22 protein-coding genes are annotated in these 24,034 nt (G+C 35.8%); 15 read left to right on the top strand and 7 right to left on the bottom strand.

Annotated elements, in window-relative coordinates; all coding sequences use genetic code 11:
• Window positions 1-50 precede the first annotated feature (50 nt).
• Window positions 51-929 (bottom strand): L-serine ammonia-lyase, iron-sulfur-dependent, subunit alpha, encoded by an 879-nt coding sequence (sdaAA, locus tag QE109_RS07520; RefSeq protein ID WP_281093823.1) that lies wholly within the window; start codon window positions 927-929, stop codon window positions 51-53.
• A gap of 8 nt (window positions 930-937) precedes the next feature.
• Window positions 938-1,612 carry an L-serine ammonia-lyase, iron-sulfur-dependent subunit beta gene (gene sdaAB / locus QE109_RS07515; protein ID WP_281093822.1) on the bottom strand — a complete coding sequence of 225 codons (675 nt, stop codon included), beginning with the start codon at window positions 1,610-1,612 and terminating at the stop codon, window positions 938-940.
• A gap of 179 nt (window positions 1,613-1,791) precedes the next feature.
• Here sdaAB and QE109_RS07510 point away from each other — a divergent pair, with 179 nt between their 5' ends.
• The 3 genes from QE109_RS07510 to QE109_RS07500 are packed head-to-tail and all read left to right on the top strand — an operon-like array spanning window position 1,792 to window position 6,134.
• Window positions 1,792-3,588: a DegV family protein gene (locus QE109_RS07510; protein WP_281093821.1), complete on the top strand. Its 1,797-nt coding sequence runs from the start codon at window positions 1,792-1,794 to the stop codon at window positions 3,586-3,588.
• Window positions 3,589-3,590: 2 nt separating this feature from the next.
• Window positions 3,591-4,352 carry a DUF1295 domain-containing protein gene (locus QE109_RS07505; protein ID WP_281093820.1) on the top strand — a complete coding sequence of 254 codons (762 nt, stop codon included), beginning with the start codon at window positions 3,591-3,593 and terminating at the stop codon, window positions 4,350-4,352.
• A gap of 3 nt (window positions 4,353-4,355) precedes the next feature.
• Window positions 4,356-6,134 carry a methyl-accepting chemotaxis protein gene (locus tag QE109_RS07500; protein WP_281093819.1) on the top strand — a complete coding sequence of 593 codons (1,779 nt, stop codon included), beginning with the start codon at window positions 4,356-4,358 and terminating at the stop codon, window positions 6,132-6,134.
• 92 nt (window positions 6,135-6,226) lie between these two features.
• Here QE109_RS07500 and QE109_RS07495 read toward each other — a convergent pair whose 3' ends face one another.
• Entirely contained in the window at window positions 6,227-7,783 is a 1,557-nt protein-coding gene (locus tag QE109_RS07495) for an ABC-F family ATP-binding cassette domain-containing protein (RefSeq protein WP_281093818.1), read from the bottom strand.
• A 111-nt stretch (window positions 7,784-7,894) separates the two neighbouring features.
• On the opposite strand from QE109_RS07495, the gene QE109_RS07490 reads away from it, so the two are divergent.
• The 3 genes from QE109_RS07490 to QE109_RS07480 all read left to right on the top strand — a co-directional run bounded on the left by QE109_RS07490 (window position 7,895) and on the right by QE109_RS07480 (window position 10,969).
• On the top strand, window positions 7,895-8,488 hold the full coding sequence (locus tag QE109_RS07490) for an NUDIX hydrolase (RefSeq protein ID WP_281093817.1): 594 nt from the start codon (window positions 7,895-7,897) through the stop codon (window positions 8,486-8,488).
• Window positions 8,489-8,523: 35 nt separating this feature from the next.
• Window positions 8,524-9,000 carry a GNAT family N-acetyltransferase gene (locus QE109_RS07485; RefSeq protein WP_281093816.1) on the top strand — a complete coding sequence of 159 codons (477 nt, stop codon included), beginning with the start codon at window positions 8,524-8,526 and terminating at the stop codon, window positions 8,998-9,000.
• Window positions 9,001-9,154: 154 nt separating this feature from the next.
• A complete protein-coding gene (locus QE109_RS07480; protein WP_281093815.1) occupies window positions 9,155-10,969 on the top strand; it encodes a DEAD/DEAH box helicase in 1,815 nt (604 codons plus the stop codon).
• 72 nt (window positions 10,970-11,041) lie between these two features.
• Here QE109_RS07480 and QE109_RS07475 read toward each other — a convergent pair whose 3' ends face one another.
• Window positions 11,042-12,544: a polysaccharide deacetylase family protein gene (locus QE109_RS07475; RefSeq protein WP_281093814.1), complete on the bottom strand. Its 1,503-nt coding sequence runs from the start codon at window positions 12,542-12,544 to the stop codon at window positions 11,042-11,044.
• A gap of 187 nt (window positions 12,545-12,731) precedes the next feature.
• On the opposite strand from QE109_RS07475, the gene QE109_RS07470 reads away from it, so the two are divergent.
• The gene (locus tag QE109_RS07470; protein ID WP_281093813.1) at window positions 12,732-13,061 is read left to right on the top strand and encodes a DUF1904 family protein; all 330 of its coding nucleotides are present in this window, start codon (window positions 12,732-12,734) and stop codon (window positions 13,059-13,061) included.
• A 71-nt stretch (window positions 13,062-13,132) separates the two neighbouring features.
• Here the strand turns inward: QE109_RS07470 and QE109_RS07465 are convergent, their stop codons facing one another.
• On the bottom strand, window positions 13,133-14,329 hold the full coding sequence (locus QE109_RS07465; RefSeq protein WP_281093812.1) for a class I SAM-dependent rRNA methyltransferase: 1,197 nt from the start codon (window positions 14,327-14,329) through the stop codon (window positions 13,133-13,135).
• 19 nt (window positions 14,330-14,348) lie between these two features.
• Window positions 14,349-16,028 (bottom strand): SulP family inorganic anion transporter, encoded by a 1,680-nt coding sequence (locus tag QE109_RS07460; protein WP_281093811.1) that lies wholly within the window; start codon window positions 16,026-16,028, stop codon window positions 14,349-14,351.
• Between the two features lie 188 nt (window positions 16,029-16,216).
• On the opposite strand from QE109_RS07460, the gene QE109_RS07455 reads away from it, so the two are divergent.
• The 5 genes from QE109_RS07455 to QE109_RS07435 are packed head-to-tail and all read left to right on the top strand — an operon-like array spanning window position 16,217 to window position 21,284.
• On the top strand, window positions 16,217-17,593 hold the full coding sequence (locus tag QE109_RS07455; protein WP_281093810.1) for a deoxyribodipyrimidine photo-lyase: 1,377 nt from the start codon (window positions 16,217-16,219) through the stop codon (window positions 17,591-17,593).
• The gene (locus QE109_RS07450; protein WP_281093809.1) at window positions 17,586-19,667 is read left to right on the top strand and encodes an LTA synthase family protein; all 2,082 of its coding nucleotides are present in this window, start codon (window positions 17,586-17,588) and stop codon (window positions 19,665-19,667) included. The genes QE109_RS07455 and QE109_RS07450 overlap by 8 nt, the downstream gene beginning before the upstream one ends.
• Window positions 19,668-19,685: 18 nt before the next feature.
• Window positions 19,686-20,402, top strand: a complete 717-nt coding sequence (sfsA, locus tag QE109_RS07445; RefSeq protein WP_281093808.1) for a DNA/RNA nuclease SfsA — start codon at window positions 19,686-19,688, stop codon at window positions 20,400-20,402.
• A gap of 1 nt (window position 20,403) precedes the next feature.
• Window positions 20,404-20,694: a LysO family transporter gene (locus tag QE109_RS07440; protein ID WP_281093807.1), complete on the top strand. Its 291-nt coding sequence runs from the start codon at window positions 20,404-20,406 to the stop codon at window positions 20,692-20,694.
• A complete protein-coding gene (locus QE109_RS07435) occupies window positions 20,694-21,284 on the top strand; it encodes a LysO family transporter (RefSeq protein ID WP_281093805.1) in 591 nt (196 codons plus the stop codon). The genes QE109_RS07440 and QE109_RS07435 overlap by 1 nt, the downstream gene beginning before the upstream one ends.
• A 75-nt stretch (window positions 21,285-21,359) precedes the next feature.
• Here the strand turns inward: QE109_RS07435 and tpx are convergent, their stop codons facing one another.
• Window positions 21,360-21,860, bottom strand: a complete 501-nt coding sequence (gene tpx, locus QE109_RS07430; protein ID WP_281093804.1) for a thiol peroxidase — start codon at window positions 21,858-21,860, stop codon at window positions 21,360-21,362.
• A gap of 158 nt (window positions 21,861-22,018) precedes the next feature.
• Between tpx and QE109_RS07425 the strand changes: the two genes are divergently transcribed.
• From QE109_RS07425 to QE109_RS07415, 3 genes are all read left to right on the top strand, one after another.
• Window positions 22,019-22,492, top strand: a complete 474-nt coding sequence (locus tag QE109_RS07425; protein WP_281093803.1) for a pyridoxamine 5'-phosphate oxidase family protein — start codon at window positions 22,019-22,021, stop codon at window positions 22,490-22,492.
• 35 nt (window positions 22,493-22,527) lie between these two features.
• Window positions 22,528-23,328 carry an inositol monophosphatase family protein gene (locus tag QE109_RS07420; protein WP_281093802.1) on the top strand — a complete coding sequence of 267 codons (801 nt, stop codon included), beginning with the start codon at window positions 22,528-22,530 and terminating at the stop codon, window positions 23,326-23,328.
• A 63-nt stretch (window positions 23,329-23,391) separates the two neighbouring features.
• Window positions 23,392-24,021 (top strand): flavodoxin family protein, encoded by a 630-nt coding sequence (locus QE109_RS07415; protein ID WP_281093801.1) that lies wholly within the window; start codon window positions 23,392-23,394, stop codon window positions 24,019-24,021.
• Window positions 24,022-24,034: the final 13 nt, after the last annotated feature.

Below are 24,034 nucleotides of genomic sequence, written 5' to 3'. Positions count from 1 at the left end.
ATAAGGAGAATTCAAAGATGGCTGACATCTTTGAGTTCTCCTTTTGTATATCAATTACCAAAAAGTTCTGTGTTTATTTGTATGCCCGTTTTGGTGGTTGCTAGCCCGCCCATGGAGGTTTCTCTTAGCGATGGTGGCATTGCTTTACCCACACGATACATGGCTTCTACGACTTCGTCAAACGGTATGATGCTATTGATCCCCGCTAAGGACATTTCTGCACATAGTAAAGCATTTGCAGCCCCCATACCGTTTCTTTTGGCACAAGGACTTTCCACAAGACCAGCAATAGGATCGCAAACGAGACCAAGTAAATTCTTAAAACACATGGCAGCAGCATTGAAAACTTGCTCAGGTGTACCTCCTAACATATGGACAACAGCCCCTGAAGCCATAGCAGACGCCGTACCAACTTCAGCTTGGCATCCCCCTTCTGCTCCGGAAATAGTTGCGTTCCTAGCAACGATAGTCCCAATCATGTTGGCTGCCAATAATCCTTCAAGTAACTTTTCTTCACTTAATGTGAAGCGCTCTTTTGTCGTCATAAGTACTGCTGGAAGAACACCACATGATCCTGCAGTTGGTGAGGCGACCACTTTTCCCATGGAAGCATTAACTTCCATAGTGCTCAGTGCATAAGCAACAGCTTTTGCAACAGTATCACCACATACTGTTTTGGAAGATTCTATTCTTCTTCTTAGTAAAACACTATCATTGCCTATAATTTTCCCTTTGATATGGTTTTCATCATCATTGATGCCTGCAGTAACTGCATTTTCCATGACACGAAGTACATGTTTCAAGTAATCTCTAATGTAGCCATAGCTTCGACCAGTTTTTTCAATTTCTGATGAAAGTGAAATTTCGTGAAGTGGCTGTTTTTTTTCATTGCAAAAACGGATGATATCTAATCCTGAATTGAATTTCATGGCGCCTCCTAATCGTAAATTTTCTCTATGAGATTGACATTGATCATACCATCAAGATGCATTAGTTCAGTTAGAACACTTAATTCTATCGTTTCATCAGTTTCAATGATGCCTATGGCCTTTTGTCCTTTTTCTTCACGGTAAAGTTTCATGAAAGCGATATTGATACGGTGTTCTGATAGCAAGGTCGAAATTCTTGAAACCATTCCGGAGTTATCTTTATGGTGTGTCACTAAAGTGTTGTAATCCCCTGTATATTGAACGTCTATTCCGTTGATAGAACAGATAATCATTTTTCCGCCACCAATGGAAATGCCTATGATTTCCCAAGTCTGGAGACGATTTGTTTTAGTCGTGATTTTTACTGTATTTGGGTGAGAAACTTCATCTTCTGAAGTGATAAAATGATAATCAAGTGAACGTGTATCTGCGATTTTAAAGGCATCTACGATTCGCTCGTCATCAGGTTTTAAACCTAAAAAACCACCAAGCAAGGCGACATCAGTTCCGTGACCCTTATAAGTCTTTGCAAATGAGCCATAAAGTGTAAATGTTACTTCTGTCACTGGTTGTTTGATGATGTTTCTTGCAATATATCCGATGCGACAAGCACCAGCAGTGTGAGAACTTGATGGTCCAATCATTATCGGACCAATAATATCAAAAATATTGTATTCTTTCATGGCTAACTCCTTAAAATTTCACTAAAAGAGATTGTTATCTCAGGATATTAAAAACATCATAACAAAATGTTTTGATAAAATCTAATAAATTCCCTTATTGTAACAAACTTTTAGTTAATTATAATTTTTATGGGTAAATATAAATTACTTATATAAAAATTACGAATAGGGGTGTAAATATGTCGAAAGCTATACTCAACGGAGTTGACTTTTATAATATTTTCAAATCGGGTGCAGATATTGTTAAAAGGAATAAAGAAAATTTAAATCGAATAAACGTTTTCCCAGTACGAGATGGAGATACTGGAACTAATCTAGCACTTACAATGGGATCGATTGCCGATGAAGCTGTAGTTTCAGAAGATTTTGATATTGTGATTCAATCTATGGCAGATATTGCTTTTGAAAATGCAAGAGGGAACTCTGGGATTATTTTTGCTAGTTTTTTAGGAGGCTTTTCAAGTGCCTGTATCAACCTAAAAACAATTGACTTAGAACAATTTAGTCGCGGAGCTGAACTTGCTGTGGAATCGGCTTACTCTGCTGTATCTGAGCCGGTTGAAGGGACCATGTTAACGGTTATAAGAGAATGGTCGAATTATATTACTACTAACCACAATACACACCAGAAATTTAGTGATCTTTTTGAGGGTGCATATAGAAAAGCAAACCAAGCGCTGGAAGAGACCACTGATATGTTAGAAGTGCTTAAAAAGAACAAAGTTGTTGATTCTGGCGCTAAAGGTTTTGTTATGTTTTTGGAAGGATTCAGCAAATTTATCGGTGATTTTATCCATGGTAATGAAAAAGTAGTACAATCAATCTCTATAGGGCATACACATGCTAAAACGGCTTATACAGACCATCAATCACTTAAATTTAGGTATTGTACTGAAGTTCTGTTAAAAGAAGACATAAAGGTAAAATCAGAAGTAGAAGCCATGCTAGATGGTATTGGTGATTCTTTAATTGTTACCGGAAATGAAAGATTGGTTAAGATACACGTTCATACTGATCGCCCTGATTTAATCACTAAATTATTTGCTGATGCTGGCTATAAAGTATATAAATCAAAAGTAGATGATATGCTCTTACAAGTACAGGTGGAGAAGGGCGCGAAATCTAACATAGGGATACTGACAGATTCAATTGCAGACATAGAAGACCAACAACTTTTATCTGAACAGATTCATATGATTCCGCTTGCGTTAATCGCAGATGAAAGTACTTATCTAGATAAACTCACTGCAACTAAAGATAATTTGTCGAGCATACTCAATCAGAGCAAAACATATCCTACAAGCTCTCAGGCTGAAGTGCGTTTTATAAGCTCTAAGCTTGAATGGCTATTGGGACAGTACGAACATGTGATAATTTTTAGTGTTGCTAAAGCCTTAAGTGGTACATATACCAGTTATGAAAAGGCAATTGAGTCATTTGCAGAAGATAAACATAGGATTCACTTAGTGGATACGAAATTAAATTCTGGTGCTCAGGGCTTAATTGTTCTTAAAGCTGCGCAGATGGCAAATGCGGGTATGCGTGTTGATGAGATTATTAACCGTGCAACTGATGATATTTCTAAAACGAAAATCTTGGTAAGTTTGGATACTTTTAAATATGCAGTTAAAAGTGGCAGAGTACCTTATAGAATAGGTCGCATTTTTGTCATGCTAAGAGCAAAACCGATTATGTCACTAAGTTTAGAGGGAAATGGCATCGCTTCTGGACTGGCATTTTCAAGAAAAGCTGCAGACATGAAGATCTATAGACGTGTCAAAAAGATCATGAAACAGGGAGGCATATCTCAGTATTCAATTGTACACTCAAATAATCCAGAACTTGCGAATGCATATAAAGTACAGTTTGAAGAGCTAATTGGATTTCCACCAGTGATTACCACAGAAATCTCAGCAATAACAGCAATACACGCAGGAATTGGTTCTGTTGCAATTGCATTCACAAGGAAGGAGTAGTTATGTTATTAGAAGTTGGATTGGTTGTTTTAGCATATTTTATGGTTTTCTTTATTATGGGCACCATTTTGAAAAATAATAGTATAGTAGATCAAGCTTGGGGGCTTGGCTTTGTCCTTATTGCCATTTATTCACTGGTTAGGTTGCAAAACTTTGGCATAGTTTCTTTAATCACTGTCTTATTGGTTTCACTTTGGGGTGGAAGACTTTTTTACCATATTATGAGACGCAACTTTGGTAAGCCAGAAGATTTTAGATATGCAAATTGGCGTGAAGAATGGGGAAAGTTTGTTGTAATAAGGGCATTTTTTCAAGTATATTTACTTCAAGGTGCACTGATGTTATCTATTGCATACCCAATTGTGTTAATTCATGAAAAATTAGATCAATCATTTAATGGTTTAACATTTATAGGGGTTATAGTCTGGGGAATAGGGTACTTTTTTGAAGTAGTGGGCGATGCACAACTGCGTGCATTTAAAAAGGATCCTGGAAATAAAGGTAAATTAATGACTACTGGCTTATGGCAGTATACACGTCATCCAAATTATTTTGGAGAAGCGACAATGTGGTGGGGAATATTTATTTTGGCGCTATCAACAGGGGTGACATGGTATTCGATTTTTAGCCCGATCATCATTACACTTTTACTGCTATTTGTTTCTGGTGTTCCAATGCTTGAAAAAGCAATGGAAGGCAGGACGGGGTTTAAAGCATATGCACAAAGAACAAACAAATTTTTTCCATGGTTTCCTAGGGGGTAAGCAATGAAGAGTATCAAAAGTAAAATTGTATTACTGGTAATTGGGAGTGTTTTGGTGACAGCACTTATCTTAGGAGTAGTCTCACAGTATATGATCTACACTACTAACTCTGATCGAATTGATCAGATGGAGAAACAATTAAGAGAAGGATATGATGTTAACATCAAGCATCAAGTGGAGATCATCATAAGTGAACTTGATGGGATTATGAACCAGAAAGATAAAGGCATCATAACGCAATCAGAAGCTGAATTGATTGCTGCGGATGTGATTAGGAATGCCAAGTATGGGAGTTCAGGTTATTTTTGGGCCGATACCACTGATGGTGTGAATGTCGTTTTGCTTGGAAATTCAGAGGTTGAGGGGACAAGTCGCATCGGATTAACAGATACAAAAGGCAACAAGATCTTACAAGGGTTTATTGAACTGATTAACAAAGATGGAGAAGGCTATTATAATTATTATTTTCCAAAACCAAATGAAACTGAAGCATTGCCAAAGCGTGCTTTTGTAAAACTTTATGAGCCTTTTGGTTGGATGATTGGTACTGGAAATTATATTGATGATATTGATGCAACTATAGCAGCGGAAAAAGAACAGATGCAATCAGAAATCTTTACTGCATCTATTGTCTTGGTGGGCGCAATAGTGATAACACTTATCTTAGGTATATTTTTTGCATTTATATTTGGTAGTGCCTTGTCAAAACCAATTTTGAAGCTTTCAGAGATTCTCAATAAGACTTCTAATTTGGACATTAAAAATGATGACATCTATGATTATTTGCTTAAAAACAAAGACGAAACTGGTGTAATTGCAAAAGCTGTTGCGAATCTAAGAAATGTCCTTAGGGATTTAATTGAAGAGATGCAGCAAGACTCAGTTCAACTTGAAAATTCTTCAGATGAACTTCGAAGAGTAGTTGAGTATGGGAGAGAGGGCATAGATGCAGTTACTCAAACGGTTGGGGATTTTGCTTCAGGAGCGACTTCGCAAGCACAAGATGCCATGGTTGCCTCAGAGAAAATGGAAGCACTTGCAAAAGATATTGAAGAAACTGTATCAAGTGCAGCAAAACTCAAGCTCTTTACCAATGCAGTCTCGGATAGCAATATTGAAGGCGTTAAGCAACTAAGCGATCTTAATGTAAAATTCCAAATGACATCAAAAGCAAATGATCTATTAAGTGAAAATGTTGGAACACTTACTATTAAATCTTCCTCAATTGTACAGATTACCAATACGATTCAACAGATTGCTGAGCAAACCAATCTATTAGCACTTAACGCAGCGATCGAAGCGGCTAGAGCAGGTGAAGCAGGAAGAGGATTTGCTGTAGTTGCAGATGAAATTAGGAAGCTTGCAGAAGAAACATCTAAATCAACGACACAGATTGATACGATCATACGTGAGATTTTATCTGAAATAGAGGAAACAGAACAAAACATGAGTTCGTCAAATGAAGCTGTTAAAGTATCGGCAAGCGTGCTTGGAAATGTGGAGATGGCATTTGAAGCAATTGAAAAATCAATAAGTGATACTTTGATGCAGCTTGATTCAATTAGTAATAATATCCAAAATGTTAACCTGAACAAAGACAATGCTACTGAATCTATCCATGGCATATCTGCTGTTACTGAAGAGAACGCAGCGGCTGCTGAAGAAATCGCCGCTACAATGGATACGCAAGCAGAACTAATGAGAGGGATTCAAGACAACTCTACTGAAGTCAAAAAAATTGCTGATGACATGACAAAAATCATTGGTAGATTTAAGGTCTAAAATCTATTTTATTTAAAATGAATAAACGAGTGAATCAAACACTTTTAGGATTGATTCACTCGTTTTTATTGAGCTTAACATATAATTTAAGATTATACGATTTTAGTTGTCCACTGTTCAAGATTCCAGACATCTGTCACAATATCTCTATAGAATTCTGGTTCATGGCTAATGAGTAAAATTGTACCTTTATACGCAATAAGTGCACGTTTGAGTTCTTCTTTGGCATCCACATCGAGATGATTTGTTGGCTCATCTAGAACTAAGAAATTTGTTTCGTTGTTGAGGAGTTTACAAAGTCTAACCTTGGCTTGCTCTCCGCCGCTTAGTACGACGATTTTACTTTCGATGTGTTGTGTGGTAAGACCACATTTTGCAAGTGCAGCGCGAATTTCATACTGTGTATAGGAAGGAAATTCTTTCCAAACTTCTTCAATACAAGTGTTATAGTTAGCTTCTTTTATTTCCTGCTCAAAATAACCAATGTGTAAAAATTCACCTGTATCTACAGAACCCTCAATACTTTGAATCTCACCTAGAACACTTCTTAATAGAGTTGTTTTACCAAGTCCATTGGCACCAGTAATTGCGATTTTTTGACCACGTTCAAGTTTTAAATTGAGTGGCCTACAAAGCGGTTCGTTATAGCCTATTACAAGGTCATTTGTTTGAAAGATTAGCTTCCCAGAAGTTCTAGCGAGTTTAAAGTTAAATTCTGGTTTGGGTTTTTCTCTAGCAAGCTCAATACGGTCCATTTTATCAAGTTTCTTTTGTCTAGACATCGCCATATTTCTTGTAGCTACTCTTGCCTTATTTCTATTAACAAAATCTTCTAGATCAGAAATTTCTTGTTGTTGTTGCTTATAAGCAGATTCAACTTGTTTTTTCTTTGCTTCGTAAACTCGCATAAAGTTATCATAATCACCAACATAGCGGTTGAGTTCTTTGTTATCCATGTGGTAGATGAGGTTGACTACACTATTTAAAAATGGGATATCATGCGATATGAGGATAAAAGCATTTTCATAGTCGTTGAGGTATTTTTTTAACCATTCAATATGTTCTTCATCCAAATAGTTAGTAGGCTCATCTAAAAGAAGAATATCTGGTTTTTCAAGTAATAACTTAGCCAGTAAAACTTTTGTACGCTGCCCACCACTTAAACTATCAACAGGTTTATCGAGACCAACGTCTAGTAGACCAAGTCCTCTTGCCACTTCATTAACTTTAGAATCAGTGATATAAAAATCGTTGTGATTGAGTATATCTTGAATTGTTCCGACGTCTTCCATCATCACATCAAGTTCTTCTGGAGAGACTTCCCCCATGCGCATATACATATCGTTCATTTCAGTTTCCATATCAAATAGGTACTTAAAAGCACTATCGAGAACTGATTTTATAGAAGTTCCTTTTTCAAGTGCAGTATGTTGATCTAGATAACCAACACGCACACGCTTAGACCATTCAATGTTGCCTTCGTCTGGCTCTAACTTGTGTGTAATGATATTCATGAAGGTTGACTTACCTTCGCCGTTCGCGCCAATCAAACCGATATGTTCGCCTTTTAAAAGTCTAAAAGATACATTGTTAAAAATAGCTCTGTCACCAAATCCGTGACTCAGGTTTTTTACTGTTAAGATACTCATGATAAATCCTTTCTATCTTTACACGAAGAATCGTGCTTTAGCTTTCAATTATCCTTTGATATTATATAATAAAAAGATAGAAAATAGCAAAAAAAATTAAAGAGGTAGCCAATGAAAAGTAAATTGACCATTAAAAATGTTGCTAAAATTAATGAATTAAAATATTTAAATGCATTTGAAATCACTTATACCAACAGAGTTGGAGCTGAAAAAAAATGGGAGCTTGTCTCAAGACAAGGATTGGATCGATTAAAAAAAGAATTATATGACAATCAAATTTTTAGCGATGGTGCTATGATTTTCGCAACAAATCGCCAAAAGACTCATGTTGTAATGATAAGAGAGTACAGGGTATCTGCTGGTAAGTATATTTATATGGTGCCAGCTGGTTTAACTGATCCAGGTGAAACAATCGAACAAACTAGTACAAGAGAATTCTTAGAAGAGACAGGGATGCATTTTGAGTTTGTTAAGAGTTCTCCTCCAAGATATTCTTCAGTTGGACTTTCCAATGAAAGAGTTGAAGTGGCTTATGGTTATTTTCATGGAGAGCCAAATGATGAACAGTTGAGTGTTGACGAAGATGTCCAAGTTGTTTTTGTGGATAAAGAGATGGCAATTAAACTTTTGTCCACAGAGGATGTGAGTATAAGAACCGCATTACTTTTAGAACATTTTTTTGACTTAAATGAATTTTTCGTATAGCGTAATATTTGTATTTAATCGAAAGGTGGTTGTAAATGAAAAAATTAACACGTCAAGATGCTGAAGAAATATATGAGCTATGTTCATTATTACGAGATGAAAATGCTAGAATGAGTTTTACAGATATTATCTCTATTGATGATTTAGAGCTTTGGTTTAAAGATGAGAGTATTTCTCTATATGGTATTTATGATGCAGAAGATCACTTAACTGCAATGCTGAAAAGCACACGTGGTAAAGGCAATAAAGCACATAGTGCTTACCTGGCTGCAGCAGTTCATCCAAACTATAGAAAACAAAGTTTAGCAAGTGAGCTAACGTTAAAAGTACTTGATAAATTAAAGTCTGAAGGTATATTGATTGCAAGAACGTATATATACTCATGGAATACAGCTTCTATCGCAACAATAGAAAAGTGTGGCTTTCAGATGAGTGGTCGTGTTATGATGCATGAATACGATGAAATATCAGGTGGTTATATTGATGACCTCATCTACTATAAAATGCTCTAAAATGTGCCTATTATATTAAAAAATAAATAATAATAGGTAATCAAGTACTTCTGTGATATAATGAAGTGTTTGAAAGACAAATATCGTACTATACAAGAGATTTCGGGGAAGAATTCCCAGTCTTGTTAAGAGATATATATGAAAGGAATTATTAATGGAAAAAATTCAATTTAGTGAGTTAAACTGCTCGAGAGAAATCTTGAGAGCTGTTGAAGATATGGGCTTTGAGGAAACAACGCCTATACAAGCAATGGCGATCCCTGTAGCATTTGCAGGAAAAGACCTTGTGGGACAGGCGCAAACAGGTACGGGAAAAACGGCAGCATTTGCAATACCAATGTTAGAGAAAATTGATTTGTCTTCTAAAAATGTTCAGGCACTTGTCTTGTGTCCAACAAGAGAACTTGCAGTTCAAATTTCAGAAGAGGTTAATCGTATTGGTAAATATATGAAAGGATTACACATCCTTCCTATATTTGGTGGCCAGGACATCGAAAGACAAATCAGAGGCTTAAGATCAGGTGCACAAGTGATCATCGGAACTCCTGGACGTGTTCTAGATCATCTTAGAAGACGCACACTTAAACTAGGCAATCTTCAAATGTTGATATTGGATGAAGCTGATGAAATGCTTAATATGGGTTTTAGAGAAGATATTGAGCTCGTAATGAATGAAGTGGATCACGAGATTCAGACTCTTTTATTCTCTGCGACAATGCCTAAAGAAATCCTAAACATCATCAATAAGTACCAAAGAAATCCTGAAATTTTAAAAGTTACACATACTGAACTGACAACTCCAAATATTAAGCAAGTATATTTGGAAATGAAAGATCGCGATAAAATGGAAATCTTGACGCGTTTGATTGACATTTACAATTACAAACTTTCAATTGTTTTCTGTAATACGAAGAAAAGAGTTGATGAAGTTACTGATATGCTACAAGCGCGTGGTTATATGTGTGATAAAATCCACGGAGACATGAAGCAAACACTTAGAATGAATGTTATTAACAAGTTCAAACGTGGTGATATTGAGATCCTTATTGCAACTGACGTTGCTGCTAGAGGACTTGATATTGATAGTGTAGAGGCAGTATTTAACTATGATATGCCTTCACATGAAGAGTATTATGTACACCGTATTGGTAGAACAGGTAGAGCTGGTAAAGATGGCATCTCATTTACATTTATCACATCAAGAGATTTCCACTTACTTAGAAGTATCATGAGATACACTAAGTCTGATATCAAACCACATCCAGTTCCAAAGATCAGTGACCTTGAAGCAATGAAGCGCGAACTTTTCTTAACTAAAATTAAAGAACGCATAGAAACTGGCGTTGATCGTAAATATATTGACATTATCGAGGAATTTACTGATGCCTCATATACTGCTACTGAAGTTGCAGCAGCACTTTTCCAAATGGAACTTGAAATGGAGAATGTTAAAGAAATCGACTCTGTTGATAATTCTAAGATGGCTTCTAGAGATAGAAACGATCGTGGAGATAGAAATGGTGGCGATCGCGCAAGATCGGGTAAACCAAAGAGAACAAGTCAAGGAATGGTACGTATGCATATCAACGTGGGCAATAACAACAATGTTAAGCCAAGAGATATCGTAGGTGCAATTGCTAATGAAGCGGGTATTGAAGGTAAATTGATTGGTTCAGTCGATATATATGATAGTTTTACTTTTGTAGAGATTCCTGAGAGCCAAGCGCAACGCGTTATGGAAAGAATGGATAAAAGAATGATCAAAGGCAAACCAATTTCTATTGAGCCTGCGAAAGATTCAAAAAGCAAAGTAAAGACATCTAAACCTGCGGGACATGATAGTTATGCTAAAAGAAAATCATCTTCTTATAAAGAGGGTGGACGTGAAGGCAGTCGTGATGGCGGAAGATATGAAAACAAAGATCGTGAAAAAAAACGCGTTAAAACTTCTAAACCACCACAGCAATAATTAATTACAAAATAATAGAGCTACCTCAAATGATAGAGTAAATGTCATTTTGAGGTAGCTCTTTTTATATGCTTAGTTTTCTAGTGCTTGAGAGTAGATTCTCACATTATCTGATTGGTTTTCACGTCTTAGATTAAGGAGTTCATCTACTGTAACGATATCATAACCGTCGGCAGTTAGCCCATCTAAGATAGCGCTGAGGGCCTGAGTAGTTGAAGCATTTGTATCGTGAAGTACAATAATTGCACCATCAAAAGCATGATCGAGGATATAGTTTGTAAGATATGCTGAGTCCTTGTATTTTAAGTCATTTGGATCAATTGACCATAATATTGCAGGCATCTGTATATTGCTGATTACATTCTCATTATAGATACCATAAGAAGGTCTATAAAGGAAGGGGAAATAACCTGTCGCCTGACTGATAATATTTTGTGTTTTATCCATTTGTATAATTAAATCTTCATTGGATAAGCGTGTCAACTGCGGATGACTCCATGAATGATTACCAATAAGATGGCCTTCATCATATATGCGTTTTGAGATCTCCATATTATCATTTACCCGAATCCCAAGTAAGAAAAAAGTTGCTACTTTGCTTCTAGACTTGAGAGTATCAAGTATAAGAGGTGTATAGACTGGATCGGGACCATCTTCAAAAGTAATGGCAATTTTCTTTCTACCGACAACGACTGTTATATCATCTTCTTCAGAGGAAGTGGTCTCTTGGGCTTGATTTGCTTCAGTTGTCACAGGCGAAATTGCATATTCTTCAGTTGTTGATTCAAGGTTTGATGGATCTGTGGTGTTTGTTTCTATATCTTCTATTGTTTCTTTTAACTCAATATGTGCTGTAAAAACGTCGAAAGGAATTTCCAACCTAGGTTCACCGATAAAGGCGGGGCCAATTTGGTATTTTTCAAACAGTATGATGATTCCATCATTGGTAAATAGAAAATGTTTGAAATTTGACTCTAGAGGAGAACTTCCTTTTACTACCCAATCTTCGTCAAGTGCAATATTAAGCGCATTTTCATTGATCAATTGATCAAAAACAAATTGAGACAAAATTTCGAGATATGCAGAGGAACCTTTAAACAGATCCTTAAGTGCTAACTCGCGTCCTTGTTCCAAGTTGAAATTAAAGGTATAAATCGTCGATAAGGATTGTGCACCACCTAAGTATTTAGTTTCTTTAAAAAGTAACGACAGATGTCTGGATGTCTCATAAACAATTTCATATTCAATTTGAAGTTCAAATGGCCAGTTTTCCTCATTACTAAGATAAGTATCTGCAGTCTCTTGTTTGAAAAGTTCTATGCGGTTTGAAGCAAAAGCATTTAGTGCATTATCGACTTTATTATATCCTGTAACAGGAAAATGGACAGCAATTATCTGATAATCTTCTTCTTCAATAACAGATTGGACACCAATTTCTGGATTTTTATCATCGTTTTTTGAGGGTGATGCTTCTGGTCTAATGGGTGTATCAACTTCTTCAAAAGTAGTAGAGCAAGAAGAAATTATAGTCAATACCACCATGAGCATGAAAATTATGCTGATTTTTTTATTCATGTTATTCCTTTCTGCTTTAACAGGATCAGTGTTTAATTCTATATTTCTATTTTAGTATAATTAGCTAAGGAAAGAAATAGAATTGTTAAGTCAATTATCAGGTTGTAGATTGACCAAGCACCTCGCTTATGATAAACTTTTCACATGAAAAGCACCTTAGTCATTCAAATAGAGCGTTGGAGGAGTTATGCCGCATATTATTTTTAAAGGCATCGATATGGAAGATGTTAAACGTGTAGACAAATTGATAGTAAAAGAGATTTCAAATATCGTCAACTGCCCAGTAGATCATTTTACAGTGGAGTGGACACCAACTATTTTTATCTCTCAAGGTGTTGAAAATACAGGTGGTTATCCTTTTGTAACCGTGAACTGGTTTAAGAGGTCACGTGAACAACGTGATGAAGTCGCTAAACTAATCACTGGACAAATACTTGACCTTGGCTATACTGATGTTTGTGTTTATTTCCATGAACTAGAGCCAAGTGCATACTATGAAAATGGAATACACTATTAAAAAATAAAATCTAGCCTATATGCATACGTTTGAAACGTAGCGAGGGCTAGATTTTTTAATTCATTTAGAAGTTATTTTACGACTCTTAAGAAAACAACTTTTAAATAATTGCTTTCTTCATAAAGATGATGTGATCTAAAATCTTTAGGTAGCTGATGAGTTTCGATTATTTCAAATCTTTCTCCAGCAGCATTAAACCCTCTTCCAATGAGTTGCTTAAACTTATCAAGCGAGATTGTACTAGAGTTATTTGAAGCTATAATAATACCACCTTTTTTTGTGATACGGATAGCATCTGCAAGCAATTCTGGATAATCTTTTTCAGCACTAAAAGTGAAATCCTTAGATTTTGCGTAACTAGGTGGATCTAAAATTACCAAATCAAAGAACAAACCTTTTTTATGTGCAAATTTAAAATAATGAAAAACGTCTTCAACTAAGATATGATGAGGTTCAAGCGGTAGTTGATTGAGCTTGAAGTTTGTCTGAGTATGTTCAAGGCTTCTATTTGCAAGGTCAACACTTGTAACACTTTTAGCACCGCCTATGGCAGCAAAAACTGAAAACGCACCAGTATATGAAAATGTATTGAGTACAGTTTTACCTCTTGAATAGTTGTTGCGAATTGATTTTCTAACTTCTCTTTGATCGAGAAAAACGCCGACCATAGCACCTTCATTAAAGAATACAGATAAATTAACGCCATTTTCTTTTACAACAAGTGGAAACTCTGCTTCTTTTCCTGTAATGAAGCCATCTTCATGTTCAGACACCGCATTTTCAAATCGTAACTTTTCATAAATTCCATCAAACTCTACTGATTTTTTTAGTGCTTCAACGATAAGTGGTTTATAGTGATAGATGCCTTCACTATACCAGTTGATGAGATAATAACCATTATAAAAATCAATTGTTAATCCACCGATGCCATCGCCTTCACCATTAAATACTCTAAAAGCATTGGTTTTGGGATTGTTATATAGTCCTAACCTCTTCTCTATGCTTTGATAAATTTTGCGTTGAAAGAAAACTAAATCAATTTTTTCTTTTTCGTTTCTTGAAAGCACCCATCCAAGTCCTTTGTTTTGATGACCTAGATATCCTGTAGCAACATATTTTCCGCGTTCATCAACCAGTTTGAGCAGTGATCCCTCAGCAAGATTTTCAGCTTCAAGAAGCTGGTAACCAATGATTCCTTCTTTAAAAATTAATGGGTATTGTTTTTTAAATTTTTCTACGTGTTTTTCATGTAATTTAATCTCGTACATTTGTACTCCTTTTTTTACTCTACTGAGCAATTATTTGATGCGAATGAATTGATTCAGCAAAGAGCAATGCATCCTCAAAATTTTCAAATATATGTTCCTCACCAATGAGCTCGATTATTCCAGCTTTTGCAAGAACTTCGCGAGGTTGATTTTTTAATCCAGAAAAGACAATTTTAATTTTGTGTTTTTTACAGGTTGAGATAAAGCGTTTAAGTGCATGCACTGCTGTTGCGTCCATAGCAGGAACGTTTCTAAGTCTTAATATCAAAGTCTGAGTTTTTCCATCTACTTCATTTATAACTTCTAAGAATTTATCAGCTGCACCGAAAAAAAACGGACCATTGACTTCATAAACTTGAATTCTTGCAGGAAGTCTTTGTAACAAAGAGCGGTCAAATGAGGGGGTAAAACTATCGTCTTCTTCAGCATTATCTCTAGTAAGTTCCGTGATTTCAGTTACATCAGCCATACGTTTCATGAAAAGTAACGCAGCAAGTACCATACCAATCTCTATTGCAGCAACTAAGTCAACTAATACAGTGATGAAGAAAGTCATGAGTAACACGAGGACATCACTTTTGGGTGATTTTAGAAGACCAATAAATTCACGCCATTCACTCATATTATATGCAACAACAATGAGAATTGCTGCAAGTGCCGAAAGCGGAATCAACTTAGCAAGTGGCATAAAAACAAGCATAATGAGTAATAATGCTAAAGCATGTACCATGCCTGCTACTGGTGTACGACCACCGTTTTTGATATTGGCAACTGTTCGAGCAATTGCGCCAGTTGCTGGTATTCCACCGAAAAGACCAGAAGTCATGTTGGCGATTCCTTGAGCAATTAACTCTGTATTTGATCTGTGTCTCCCACCGATCATCCCATCAGCTACTACTGCTGAGAGTAGAGATTCAATAGATCCCAGAAGTGCAATAGTAAATGCAGGTCCAATTAATACTTTGACTTTTTCAAGGCTGAAAGCGGGTATATGTGGCATTGGGAGAGCTGAAGATAACTCGCCAAATTTTGAACCAATAGTCATCACATCTATACCGGATATTTGGACGATCAAAGTTGTGACAATTAAGGCAACTAGTGATCCGGGAATCTTAATTTTATCTTTTGGCCAAAAAACTATAATTAATAGAGCAATTATACCAATTAATAATGTATATAAATGCGTCGTATTTATAGCGCTCATGTAGGCTTCCCATTTGCCAATGAATTCTGCAGGGACAGATTCTATACGAAGTCCCAGAAAATCTTTTACTTGGGATGAGAAAATTGTAACTGCAATACCACTTGTAAATCCTGTTGTTATAGGATGAGGAATATATTTGATGACACTACCAAGTCTAAATAGACCCATCAGAATCATCATTGCACCACCCATCATCGTCGCCATAATAAGGCCATCAACACCGTATTTCACAACGATTCCATAGACGATGACCATAAAAGCGCCTGTAGGTCCACCTATTTGAACACGGCTACCTCCAAGGAATGAGATTAAGAAACCAGCAATAATAGCAGTATGTAGTCCTTTTTCGGGGCTTACACCTGATGCTATAGCAAGTGCAATGGAAAGTGGTAAAGCGATTATTGCAACGATAATACCTGCTGTAAAATCACTAAGAAACTGTTGTTTTGTATAATTTTTAATGGTTGTAAAAAACTTAGGTCGAAATTGATTCATCTTTCCCCCTTTGCAAGTTGAAATATAACGTTAACAAAGCATCTGTTGATAATAACAGCCAATGTTGTTATAATTGGTTCGTATATGAACGCTAATCTTGCAACTGATATTGTCGTATAAAACACCCATATTATTGTAGCACTTTAATGGGAGTGTTACCACATTCATTTTAAAAGGAAGACAATACAATGATCTCTAATGAAAGAATTCAATATTTACATAAAAATGGCGTAAATCAAGAGGGAAAGTTTATAGTCTATTGGATGCAAGGTGCTCAGAGAGTGCTTGACAACCATGCCCTTGAATTTGCTATATTAAAAGCCAATGAGCTAAATGTACCTCTAATAGTAGCTTTTGTAATAATACCCGATTTTCCCAGTGCTAACGCACGTCATTTTCTCTTTATGTTAGAAGGTCTACTTGAAGTAAGCAAAGCACTTAAGGCGAGAGGTATAGGTTTTTATTTACAGAAGGGTCAGCTTTTGGAGCAATTGTTAAAGCTTGAGAAAAGCACAAAAGTTTTGATTATGGATAAGGGATATGGTACTTACGAACGAGAGATTAGAGCTGAAGTTACAGCAGCATTTGGCTGTGATGCTTATGAAATTGATACAAATTTAGTCGTACCAGTTGAAACTGCTTATCAGAAGGAAGCTTATGCAGCTTACGCCATAAGACCTTCTATTATGCGATTGATAGATCAATTTAATGAGCGCTGTGAAGAGAGACTGCCCCATATCGCTTTTGTATCATTTCAAGACTTGGATATGGCTAATAGCCTCGAAATTGATAACCCTGTAGCGTTTATGGCTGAACATCTTAGTCATTTAGAAAGTCTTCCTAAGATAACTGGATTTTATGGTGGCACTTCGCAAGCAATTAATAAACTAGAAGCTTTTGTTGAAGATGGATTGGCACTATATGAAAACAAACAATCTGATCCTGGGAGTTTTGGCACTTCAAAACTGAGCCCATATTTGCATTTTGGCCAAATCGCACCAGTAACAATACTCAGTAGAGTTGAAAATAAATCAAAAGCATTTGTAGAGCAACTTGTTGTAAGACGGGAACTTGCTTATAATTATATCTACTTTTCAGGAGACAATAGATTAACACTAAAAGAGACACTGCCTAGCTGGGCTTATGAGTCGTTGATGGCCCATGCATCAGATACAAGAGAATACCTATATAATCTTTCAACACTAGAATCTGGAAAAACACATGACCCTTATTGGAACGCAGCACAACTAGAAATGGTGCTAAGTGGTCATATGCATAATACGATGCGTATGTACTGGGGAAAAAAGATAATCGAATGGACAAACCACCCAGAGAAGGCATATGAATGGATGCGATACTTAAATGATAAGTATTCTTTAGATGGAAGAGACCCCAACGGTTATGCTGGAATTGCATGGTGTTTTGGAAAACACGATAGGCCGTGGAGAGAGAGAGCCATCTTTGGTAAAATCCGGTATATGAACGACAAAGGCTTAATAAGAAAATACAATATGACAGAGTACCTTGCCCATGTAGCGCAGTTGAGAGGAGCAGATTTTGAATAAATATAATAAAAAAAAGATAGATTTTTTAGAATCTTGGCGGACAAATGCAATTCCATTTTTGAAGATGATAATGATTTATGTGTTTATCATTATTGGCACTGAAGCAGTTTTTAGAAAGAGCTTAGTTGGCACTCTGACTTGGGTTGCACAGTCTCCTTTTCTATTTTTACTTAACCTTGCAATGTTGGTTATGGTCTCAAGCTTACTTCTGATTATTACCAAAAGGATTGTATGGGTAACGATTTTTGTTGGTACAGTAGCAACGATTCTAAGCTTTGTGAATATAGGTAAGTATGCACTTAGAAATGTCCCGCTGCTGTATGAAGACTTTTTTCTTGTGAAAGAAGTTTGGGTTTTGATGCCTCAACTGGTGAACGCAAAGACACTACTGATGGTAGTGATTGGTGCTCTTGTACTTGCAGCTATTAGCTTTTTCTTGTTTAAATTCTTTAAAAGCAATTCTCTTCATAAGCATAGGTTACTTTCGGCGACAGTGATGATGGTATCATTAATTTTGTTGATCGTTGGTCAAAATGTAAACTCAGCTGATATTGATATTTCCAAGAGTGGCTTTTTATATTCTTTGTCCAATAATACGAGAGCAGCCTCGGTTGTCGTTGATGAAGCACAGCTTGAAGCTGCTGACAATCTGTTCACAAAATATGTGCAAGAGTATAACACACAAAATCCAGCTGATTCTGTAGAAGATGCTGTTAAGCCCAATATCATTATCATTCAAAGTGAAGCTTTTTGGGACATCAATAAACTTGGTATAAAAATGTCTAAGAATCCGATTTCATTTTTTGAATCTTTACGAGAAGAAAGCCACTATGGTGAACTTTATGTCCCAGTTGTAGGTGGTGGTACTTCTAATACGGAGTTTGAGATATTAACTGGCATGACGCTCAAAAATTATTCTAATGATTGGTATATGGTTTATCCCAATGAGATTAAGAGTTCCACAGTATCATTGGCTTCAATTTTAAGAAAACAAGGCTATGAATCTGTTGGAATTCATCCTTATATGTCATGGTACTACAACCGCTTAGAAGTATATAAATATCTTGGATTCAATGCATTTAAAACCATTGAGTTTATGAATAACATTGATAAAGTTGGGGACTTTGCTTCAGATCAGTATGCAACAGATCAAATTATTAAGGCAGTAGAGACAACTGACAAGCCGCTTTTTAATTTTACAGTCACAATGCAAAATCATGGACCATATGGAAATCTTAGATTTGCTGCGGATGAGTTTGATATCGATATTAACTCAAAAATGTCTGATTCTAGCCGCTATTTCCTTCATAATTATGTACAAGGTCTTTACCTTTCGGATTTAGCACTTGAAAATCTAGTGGACTATCTTAGAGAATGTGGAGAACCGACAATTCTTGTGTTTTATGGTGATCACTTGCCGATGCTAGGTGAAGATTATCAGGCTTATAGAGATGTTGATTATGTAGGCGATGAAGATAATGCGTCGCTCCAAGTAGACCTTCGAATGATGGCGATCCCATATGTGATGTGGAAAAATTATGATGATACCTCAGTTAAGACACCTACAATGAACGCTTCTTACTTAACTTCGTATTTGTTGAAAGAAGCAGGTCTTGATATGCCAGATTATCTTAAAGCACTCTACATGGCAAGAGAGAGTATGCCATTATACTTTAGAAATTTTGGTTATGATGTAAAAGGAGATAAACTCTCATCTGATACTGCGGAGTTTATGAACACAAAAGCACTTTATTTATCAATTTATGATGATTTAAAAGAAGGAGTAGGCACTAGCGACTGGCTAATTGATGATTTTGTAGATTACAATAAGGCTTTATCTGAAATTCACATCAGTTCAGCAACTGTGTTAACAAATCAAACAGATATAGTGGGGAACCATTTTTATGAATCAATGGTTGTAATGGTCAATGGTGAAAAAACAAGTTTTGAATTTGTGGATGATCAACATATTACACTAAAAAAGAAACTGACATCAGGTGATAAAATTGAGATGAAACTATATGATAGTGAAGATAAAATTCTAGGAAGTGCGCCAGTTTTTATGATGCCTTAATGATAAGAGAGGTTTATAATGAAACTATTAAAAATTGAGGATTTGATTAAAGGGAAATTTATAGCCCGTCCAAATCGCTACATCGCAGAAGTTGAGATTGATGGGAAAATAGAAACTGTTCATGTGCATGATCCTGGCAGGTTAAAAGAATTACTATTTGAAAATAATGAGGTACTGGTTAAATATGTAGCTTCAGAAACACGTAAAACAAGCTGGGATATGATAGCTGCTAAAAAAGAAAATGAATTTGTTTTGATTCATTCTGGCTATCATCGTTATATTGCTGAAGCTATACTAAAACACCCTAAGCTCAATCCTTTCGGTGAATTTGAAACTTTAAAAGCTGAAGTTAAATATGGAAAATCTAGAATTGACTTTAAAGGCAATATAATGAATACACAAACAAAAGTAATCGAAGAATTATGGGTTGAAGTGAAAGGCTGCTCACTATCTGAAGATAAAGTAGCTATGTTTCCTGATGCACCTACGATCAGAGGCACTAGGCATCTAGAGGAACTTATAGAGATTAGAAATCATGGTGCAAGAGCAGGTGTTTTACTTTTGGTTTTAAGTGATGCAGACCTATTTGTACCAAAGATAGATACTGATCCAAAATTTTACGAAGCCTTTTATAGAGCAATAGATAGCGGTGTTGAAATCCACCCTATAAAAGTGTTGTTATCATCATCAGGTGATTTAAATTACTTTGGCACAGTGCCAATAAAGGATGTCTAATATGAGTAGTATTTTGCTTTATCTAGGGTTGTTAATTGTGGGCGGCTTTTTAAGTTACAAAGGATGGATTCATAAGAATTTAAGTGCTAAAATCGATAAACTTCAATTGGCGTGTTTGTTTGCTCTTTTATTTGTGATGGGGATGCGTATCGGCATGAATGATCGCGTACTAGAAGCTTTTGCACAAATAGGATTACATGCAGTGCTTTATGCAATTTTCACGGTGGCTGGAAGTGTATTTATGGTGCATATCCTCCTTAAATTTTTTGGAAAACGTAAGGAGGCAAACTGATGACGATCAAGATTATTTTAGCTGTAATTATAGGTGGTGTTGTGGGTTTCTTTGTACCAGATTCGTTTTATGCAGCAACAGATGTACTTTTGACAATAGGGCTATGTTTGCTTTTGTTTTTTGTGGGAATAGATATTGGAAAAAATAAAAATGTAATGCGTGATATCAAACGTTCAGGGCGACTTTTTTTCTTGATACCACTTGGTGTAGCAGTGGGAAGTTTACTTGGCGCGATTGGTGTTGGTTTTCTTTTAGGTTATCCAATCAATGAATCAGGGGCAATTGGTTCGGGTATGGGCTGGTATACTTTATCATCAATTATCATCGCACCTTATTCTTCAGAACTTTCGGTACTCGCTTTTTTAACCAATGTAGTTAGAGAGGTATTTGCAATTGCGTTAATTCCTATTATTGCTAAGCATATTGGATTTATTGAGGCAATTGCACCATCAGGAGCAACTGCTATGGATACAACTTTACCGATTATTTCTCGTAATACCAACGGAGAAACAGCAATTTTATCTTTTTCAACGGGTTTAATCCTCTCCACTATGGTTCCTATTTTAGTGCCACTTTTTTTATTCAAGTAAAAACTTCTAATGGATTGAAAGCACAAAAAAGGGGAGTCACAACATAATAATGTGAGACTCCCCTTTAAATATTTTTTACATTGTTTCAATAAATTCTAAAACTTTATCATAGTCGGGATGTGAACCGACTTCTTTAACATATTCTACATAGCGAACTTCATCATTGGCATCTACAACAACGATTCCTCTTGCTAATAGTCTAAGTCCTTCAATCGCATAACCATACTTGACACCAAAATCTAAATTTTTATGATCTGAAACAACAATAGAGTTTTCGATGCTATTGGCTACACAAAATCTCTTTTGAGCAAATGGTAAGTCAACGCTTATTGTAACAACCATTACATCTGGATTTTTAGTTGCTTCTTCGTTGAAGCGAATCGTTTGAAATTCACAGATGCGTGTATCGATTGAAGGTACAACACTATAAACTCTTATTTTTCCTTTTAATTCTTCAGAATTAAATTCAGACATATCTGGTTTAGTTGCTTTAAATTCAGGAGCCTTCATACCAACTTTTATTTCTTCACCTAATAAAGTAATAGGATTTCCACCCATAGTGATTTGATCTCTCATGTAAAACCTCCATATTTTTGTTTACATACTATAGTTAACCCAAAGCATCAGATTTAAACAATTTTCTCAGTAGTTTACAAAATGTTAAAAAATGGCGTTCACAAGGCTATAGAATGGGTGTATAGTGAATATTGTAGGAATGAAATTAGGAGGTAATTATGTTTAGACCTATGCGAAAAACAAAAAAAGAGATGCCGTTAGAAAGAATAGAAAAATTGATATCAGAGGGTGAATATGGTGTTCTAGCAGTAATTGATACAAATGGTTACCCGTATAGCATCCCTGTAAACTATGTTGCTGATGCGAAAAACATCTATATACATTGTGCAACTGAGGGGATGAAGATTGATGCAATCCTAGCAAATGACAAAGTATCATTTACTATAGTAGGTAGACATTCAGTTGTTGCAAAACGCTTCTCTAGTGATTTTGAAAGTGTTGTCTGCTTTGGAAAAGCAAGGTTTATTGATGACGAAGTTGAGAAATTAGAAATTCTAAAATCATTTATTGTTAAATATGCGCCTGATTTTCAAGAAAGTGGTTTTAAATACGCGAGTACTGATCATATGAAAACTTCAATAATTGCGATAGAGATTGAACATAAAACTGGTAAGACGACTCTTGATTTGTAAATATAGCTATATTAATAGAAAGAAAAGGAATTTAGATGTATAAAATAGAAGAAAGATATCATCCTATAATTGAACTTGCCCTAGAAGTCGGTGCACTTCAGAGACAATTTTTTAGAAAAGATGGGCTTGAGATTTCAACCAAAAGTAGTACAGTTGACATGGTTACAGAAGCCGATATAGCATGTGACCAATTGATTGTTAATCGTATAAAAGAACTGTTTCCACTAGACGAGATCTTATCTGAGGAACAAGGACTACAGCCTTTAACGCAAGATGAAACATCTGGTTATCAATGGATCATAGATCCACTAGATGGAACGACAAATTTCTCTATAGGTCATCCAATCTTTGCAGTATCAATCGCTAGATGGTATAAAGAAGAGCCAGAGTTTGGCGTAGTTTATATCCCCATGTTAAATGAACTCTATTATGCTCAGAAAGGGCGTGGTGCTTTTTATAACGACAAAGTGATGCGCATCTCAAAACAGACAAAGCTCAATGAATCTGTTCTTGCTACAGGTTTTCCATATGATCGCGCCACTGCTATAAATAATAATTCTAAAAATATTGAAAAGATGATTCCATTAATCAAAGGGGTAAGAAGAATGGGAGCTGCAGCATATGATCTTTGTCTAGTGGCTTCTGGTATATATGATGCGTATTGGGAGCTTAGATTAGGTAAGTGGGATATGGGTGCAGGTTGTCTGATGATTACTGAAGCTGGTGGTGAGTTTAGGATGACCATTGACGATGGCAAATATAATGTAATCACAGGGCCCAAAGCACTCTGCGATCAAATTGAAAAAATAGTAAATATGTCTAATGGTGACGAGTAATAAAATATATTTTTAATTTTAAAAAAAGTGACATTTGAAATTTTATGACATATGATATTCTGTATGTCAAAGGATAAGAGGATGGATATCAAGATGATAAAAAAAAGTATTGTGATCGTAATGGGGAGTCATCGTAGTAACGGCAACACACAGTATTTAGTTCATAATCTTGTGGATAGATTAAACACATTAGCACTTTATCCACAAGTGATTGATGTGAATACACTTAATATAAAACATTGTATCGACTGTAATATATGCAAAGAAAATTGGGGACAATGTGTGCATGATGACGATATGACAGATGTCTACGCACTGTTTAAACAAGCTGATGTGCTCATAATTGCTTCTCCTGTCTATTTTAACGGTGTAACAAGTAAGCTTAAAACACTGATTGATCGATGTCAGATGATTTTTTTGTGTGACTTTGAACATCATAAGCCATTTGTTGAACAAGTAAATCCAGATGAAAAATTGGGTTTTGTATTTTCTATAGGTGGCGCCAATACTTATCCTCATCAATTTATGGGGAATGAGCTGACAATTAAACTCGTTTTTGATAACTTGAGAGTACCTCTTACAAATCACTTGAAATACTTTGGTACAGACCATCAACTTTTAGTTGACCGAAGTGAAGTTTCAAAGGATTTAGATGAAATCGTAAAGGATATTGAAGCATACTTAATGCCGTGAGATGGCAGTTTGT

The sequence above is a fragment of the Fusibacter bizertensis genome, from assembly GCF_029914245.1.
Classification (GTDB): Bacteria; Bacillota; Clostridia; order Peptostreptococcales; family Acidaminobacteraceae; genus Fusibacter_C; species Fusibacter_C bizertensis.
Note: the sequence above shows the minus strand (reverse complement) of the source record. Positions and strands in the feature narration are given on the sequence as shown.

Bases quoted from the DNA above. Each gene is read 5' to 3' on its own strand.
- sdaAB (WP_281093822.1), bottom strand. From the start codon at position 1,612: ATGAAAGAATACAATATTTTTGATATTATTGGTCCGATAATGATTGGA.
- QE109_RS07490 (WP_281093817.1), top strand. From the start codon at position 7,895: ATGAAAAGTAAATTGACCATTAAAAATGTTGCTAAAATTAATGAATTA.
- QE109_RS07420 (WP_281093802.1), top strand. From the start codon at position 22,528: ATGTATAAAATAGAAGAAAGATATCATCCTATAATTGAACTTGCCCTA.
- sdaAA (WP_281093823.1), bottom strand. From the start codon at position 929: ATGAAATTCAATTCAGGATTAGATATCATCCGTTTTTGCAATGAAAAA.
- QE109_RS07500 (WP_281093819.1), top strand. From the start codon at position 4,356: ATGAAGAGTATCAAAAGTAAAATTGTATTACTGGTAATTGGGAGTGTT.
- QE109_RS07510 (WP_281093821.1), top strand. From the start codon at position 1,792: ATGTCGAAAGCTATACTCAACGGAGTTGACTTTTATAATATTTTCAAA.
- tpx (WP_281093804.1), bottom strand. From the start codon at position 21,860: ATGAGAGATCAAATCACTATGGGTGGAAATCCTATTACTTTATTAGGT.
- QE109_RS07475 (WP_281093814.1), bottom strand. From the start codon at position 12,544: ATGAATAAAAAAATCAGCATAATTTTCATGCTCATGGTGGTATTGACT.
- QE109_RS07505 (WP_281093820.1), top strand. From the start codon at position 3,591: ATGTTATTAGAAGTTGGATTGGTTGTTTTAGCATATTTTATGGTTTTC.
- QE109_RS07455 (WP_281093810.1), top strand. From the start codon at position 16,217: ATGATCTCTAATGAAAGAATTCAATATTTACATAAAAATGGCGTAAAT.
- QE109_RS07460 (WP_281093811.1), bottom strand. From the start codon at position 16,028: ATGAATCAATTTCGACCTAAGTTTTTTACAACCATTAAAAATTATACA.
- QE109_RS07470 (WP_281093813.1), top strand. From the start codon at position 12,732: ATGCCGCATATTATTTTTAAAGGCATCGATATGGAAGATGTTAAACGT.
- QE109_RS07415 (WP_281093801.1), top strand. From the start codon at position 23,392: ATGTCAAAGGATAAGAGGATGGATATCAAGATGATAAAAAAAAGTATT.
- QE109_RS07485 (WP_281093816.1), top strand. From the start codon at position 8,524: ATGAAAAAATTAACACGTCAAGATGCTGAAGAAATATATGAGCTATGT.
- sfsA (WP_281093808.1), top strand. From the start codon at position 19,686: ATGAAACTATTAAAAATTGAGGATTTGATTAAAGGGAAATTTATAGCC.
- QE109_RS07465 (WP_281093812.1), bottom strand. From the start codon at position 14,329: ATGTACGAGATTAAATTACATGAAAAACACGTAGAAAAATTTAAAAAA.
- QE109_RS07495 (WP_281093818.1), bottom strand. From the start codon at position 7,783: ATGAGTATCTTAACAGTAAAAAACCTGAGTCACGGATTTGGTGACAGA.
- QE109_RS07435 (WP_281093805.1), top strand. From the start codon at position 20,694: ATGACGATCAAGATTATTTTAGCTGTAATTATAGGTGGTGTTGTGGGT.
- QE109_RS07480 (WP_281093815.1), top strand. From the start codon at position 9,155: ATGGAAAAAATTCAATTTAGTGAGTTAAACTGCTCGAGAGAAATCTTG.
- QE109_RS07425 (WP_281093803.1), top strand. From the start codon at position 22,019: ATGTTTAGACCTATGCGAAAAACAAAAAAAGAGATGCCGTTAGAAAGA.
- QE109_RS07440 (WP_281093807.1), top strand. From the start codon at position 20,404: ATGAGTAGTATTTTGCTTTATCTAGGGTTGTTAATTGTGGGCGGCTTT.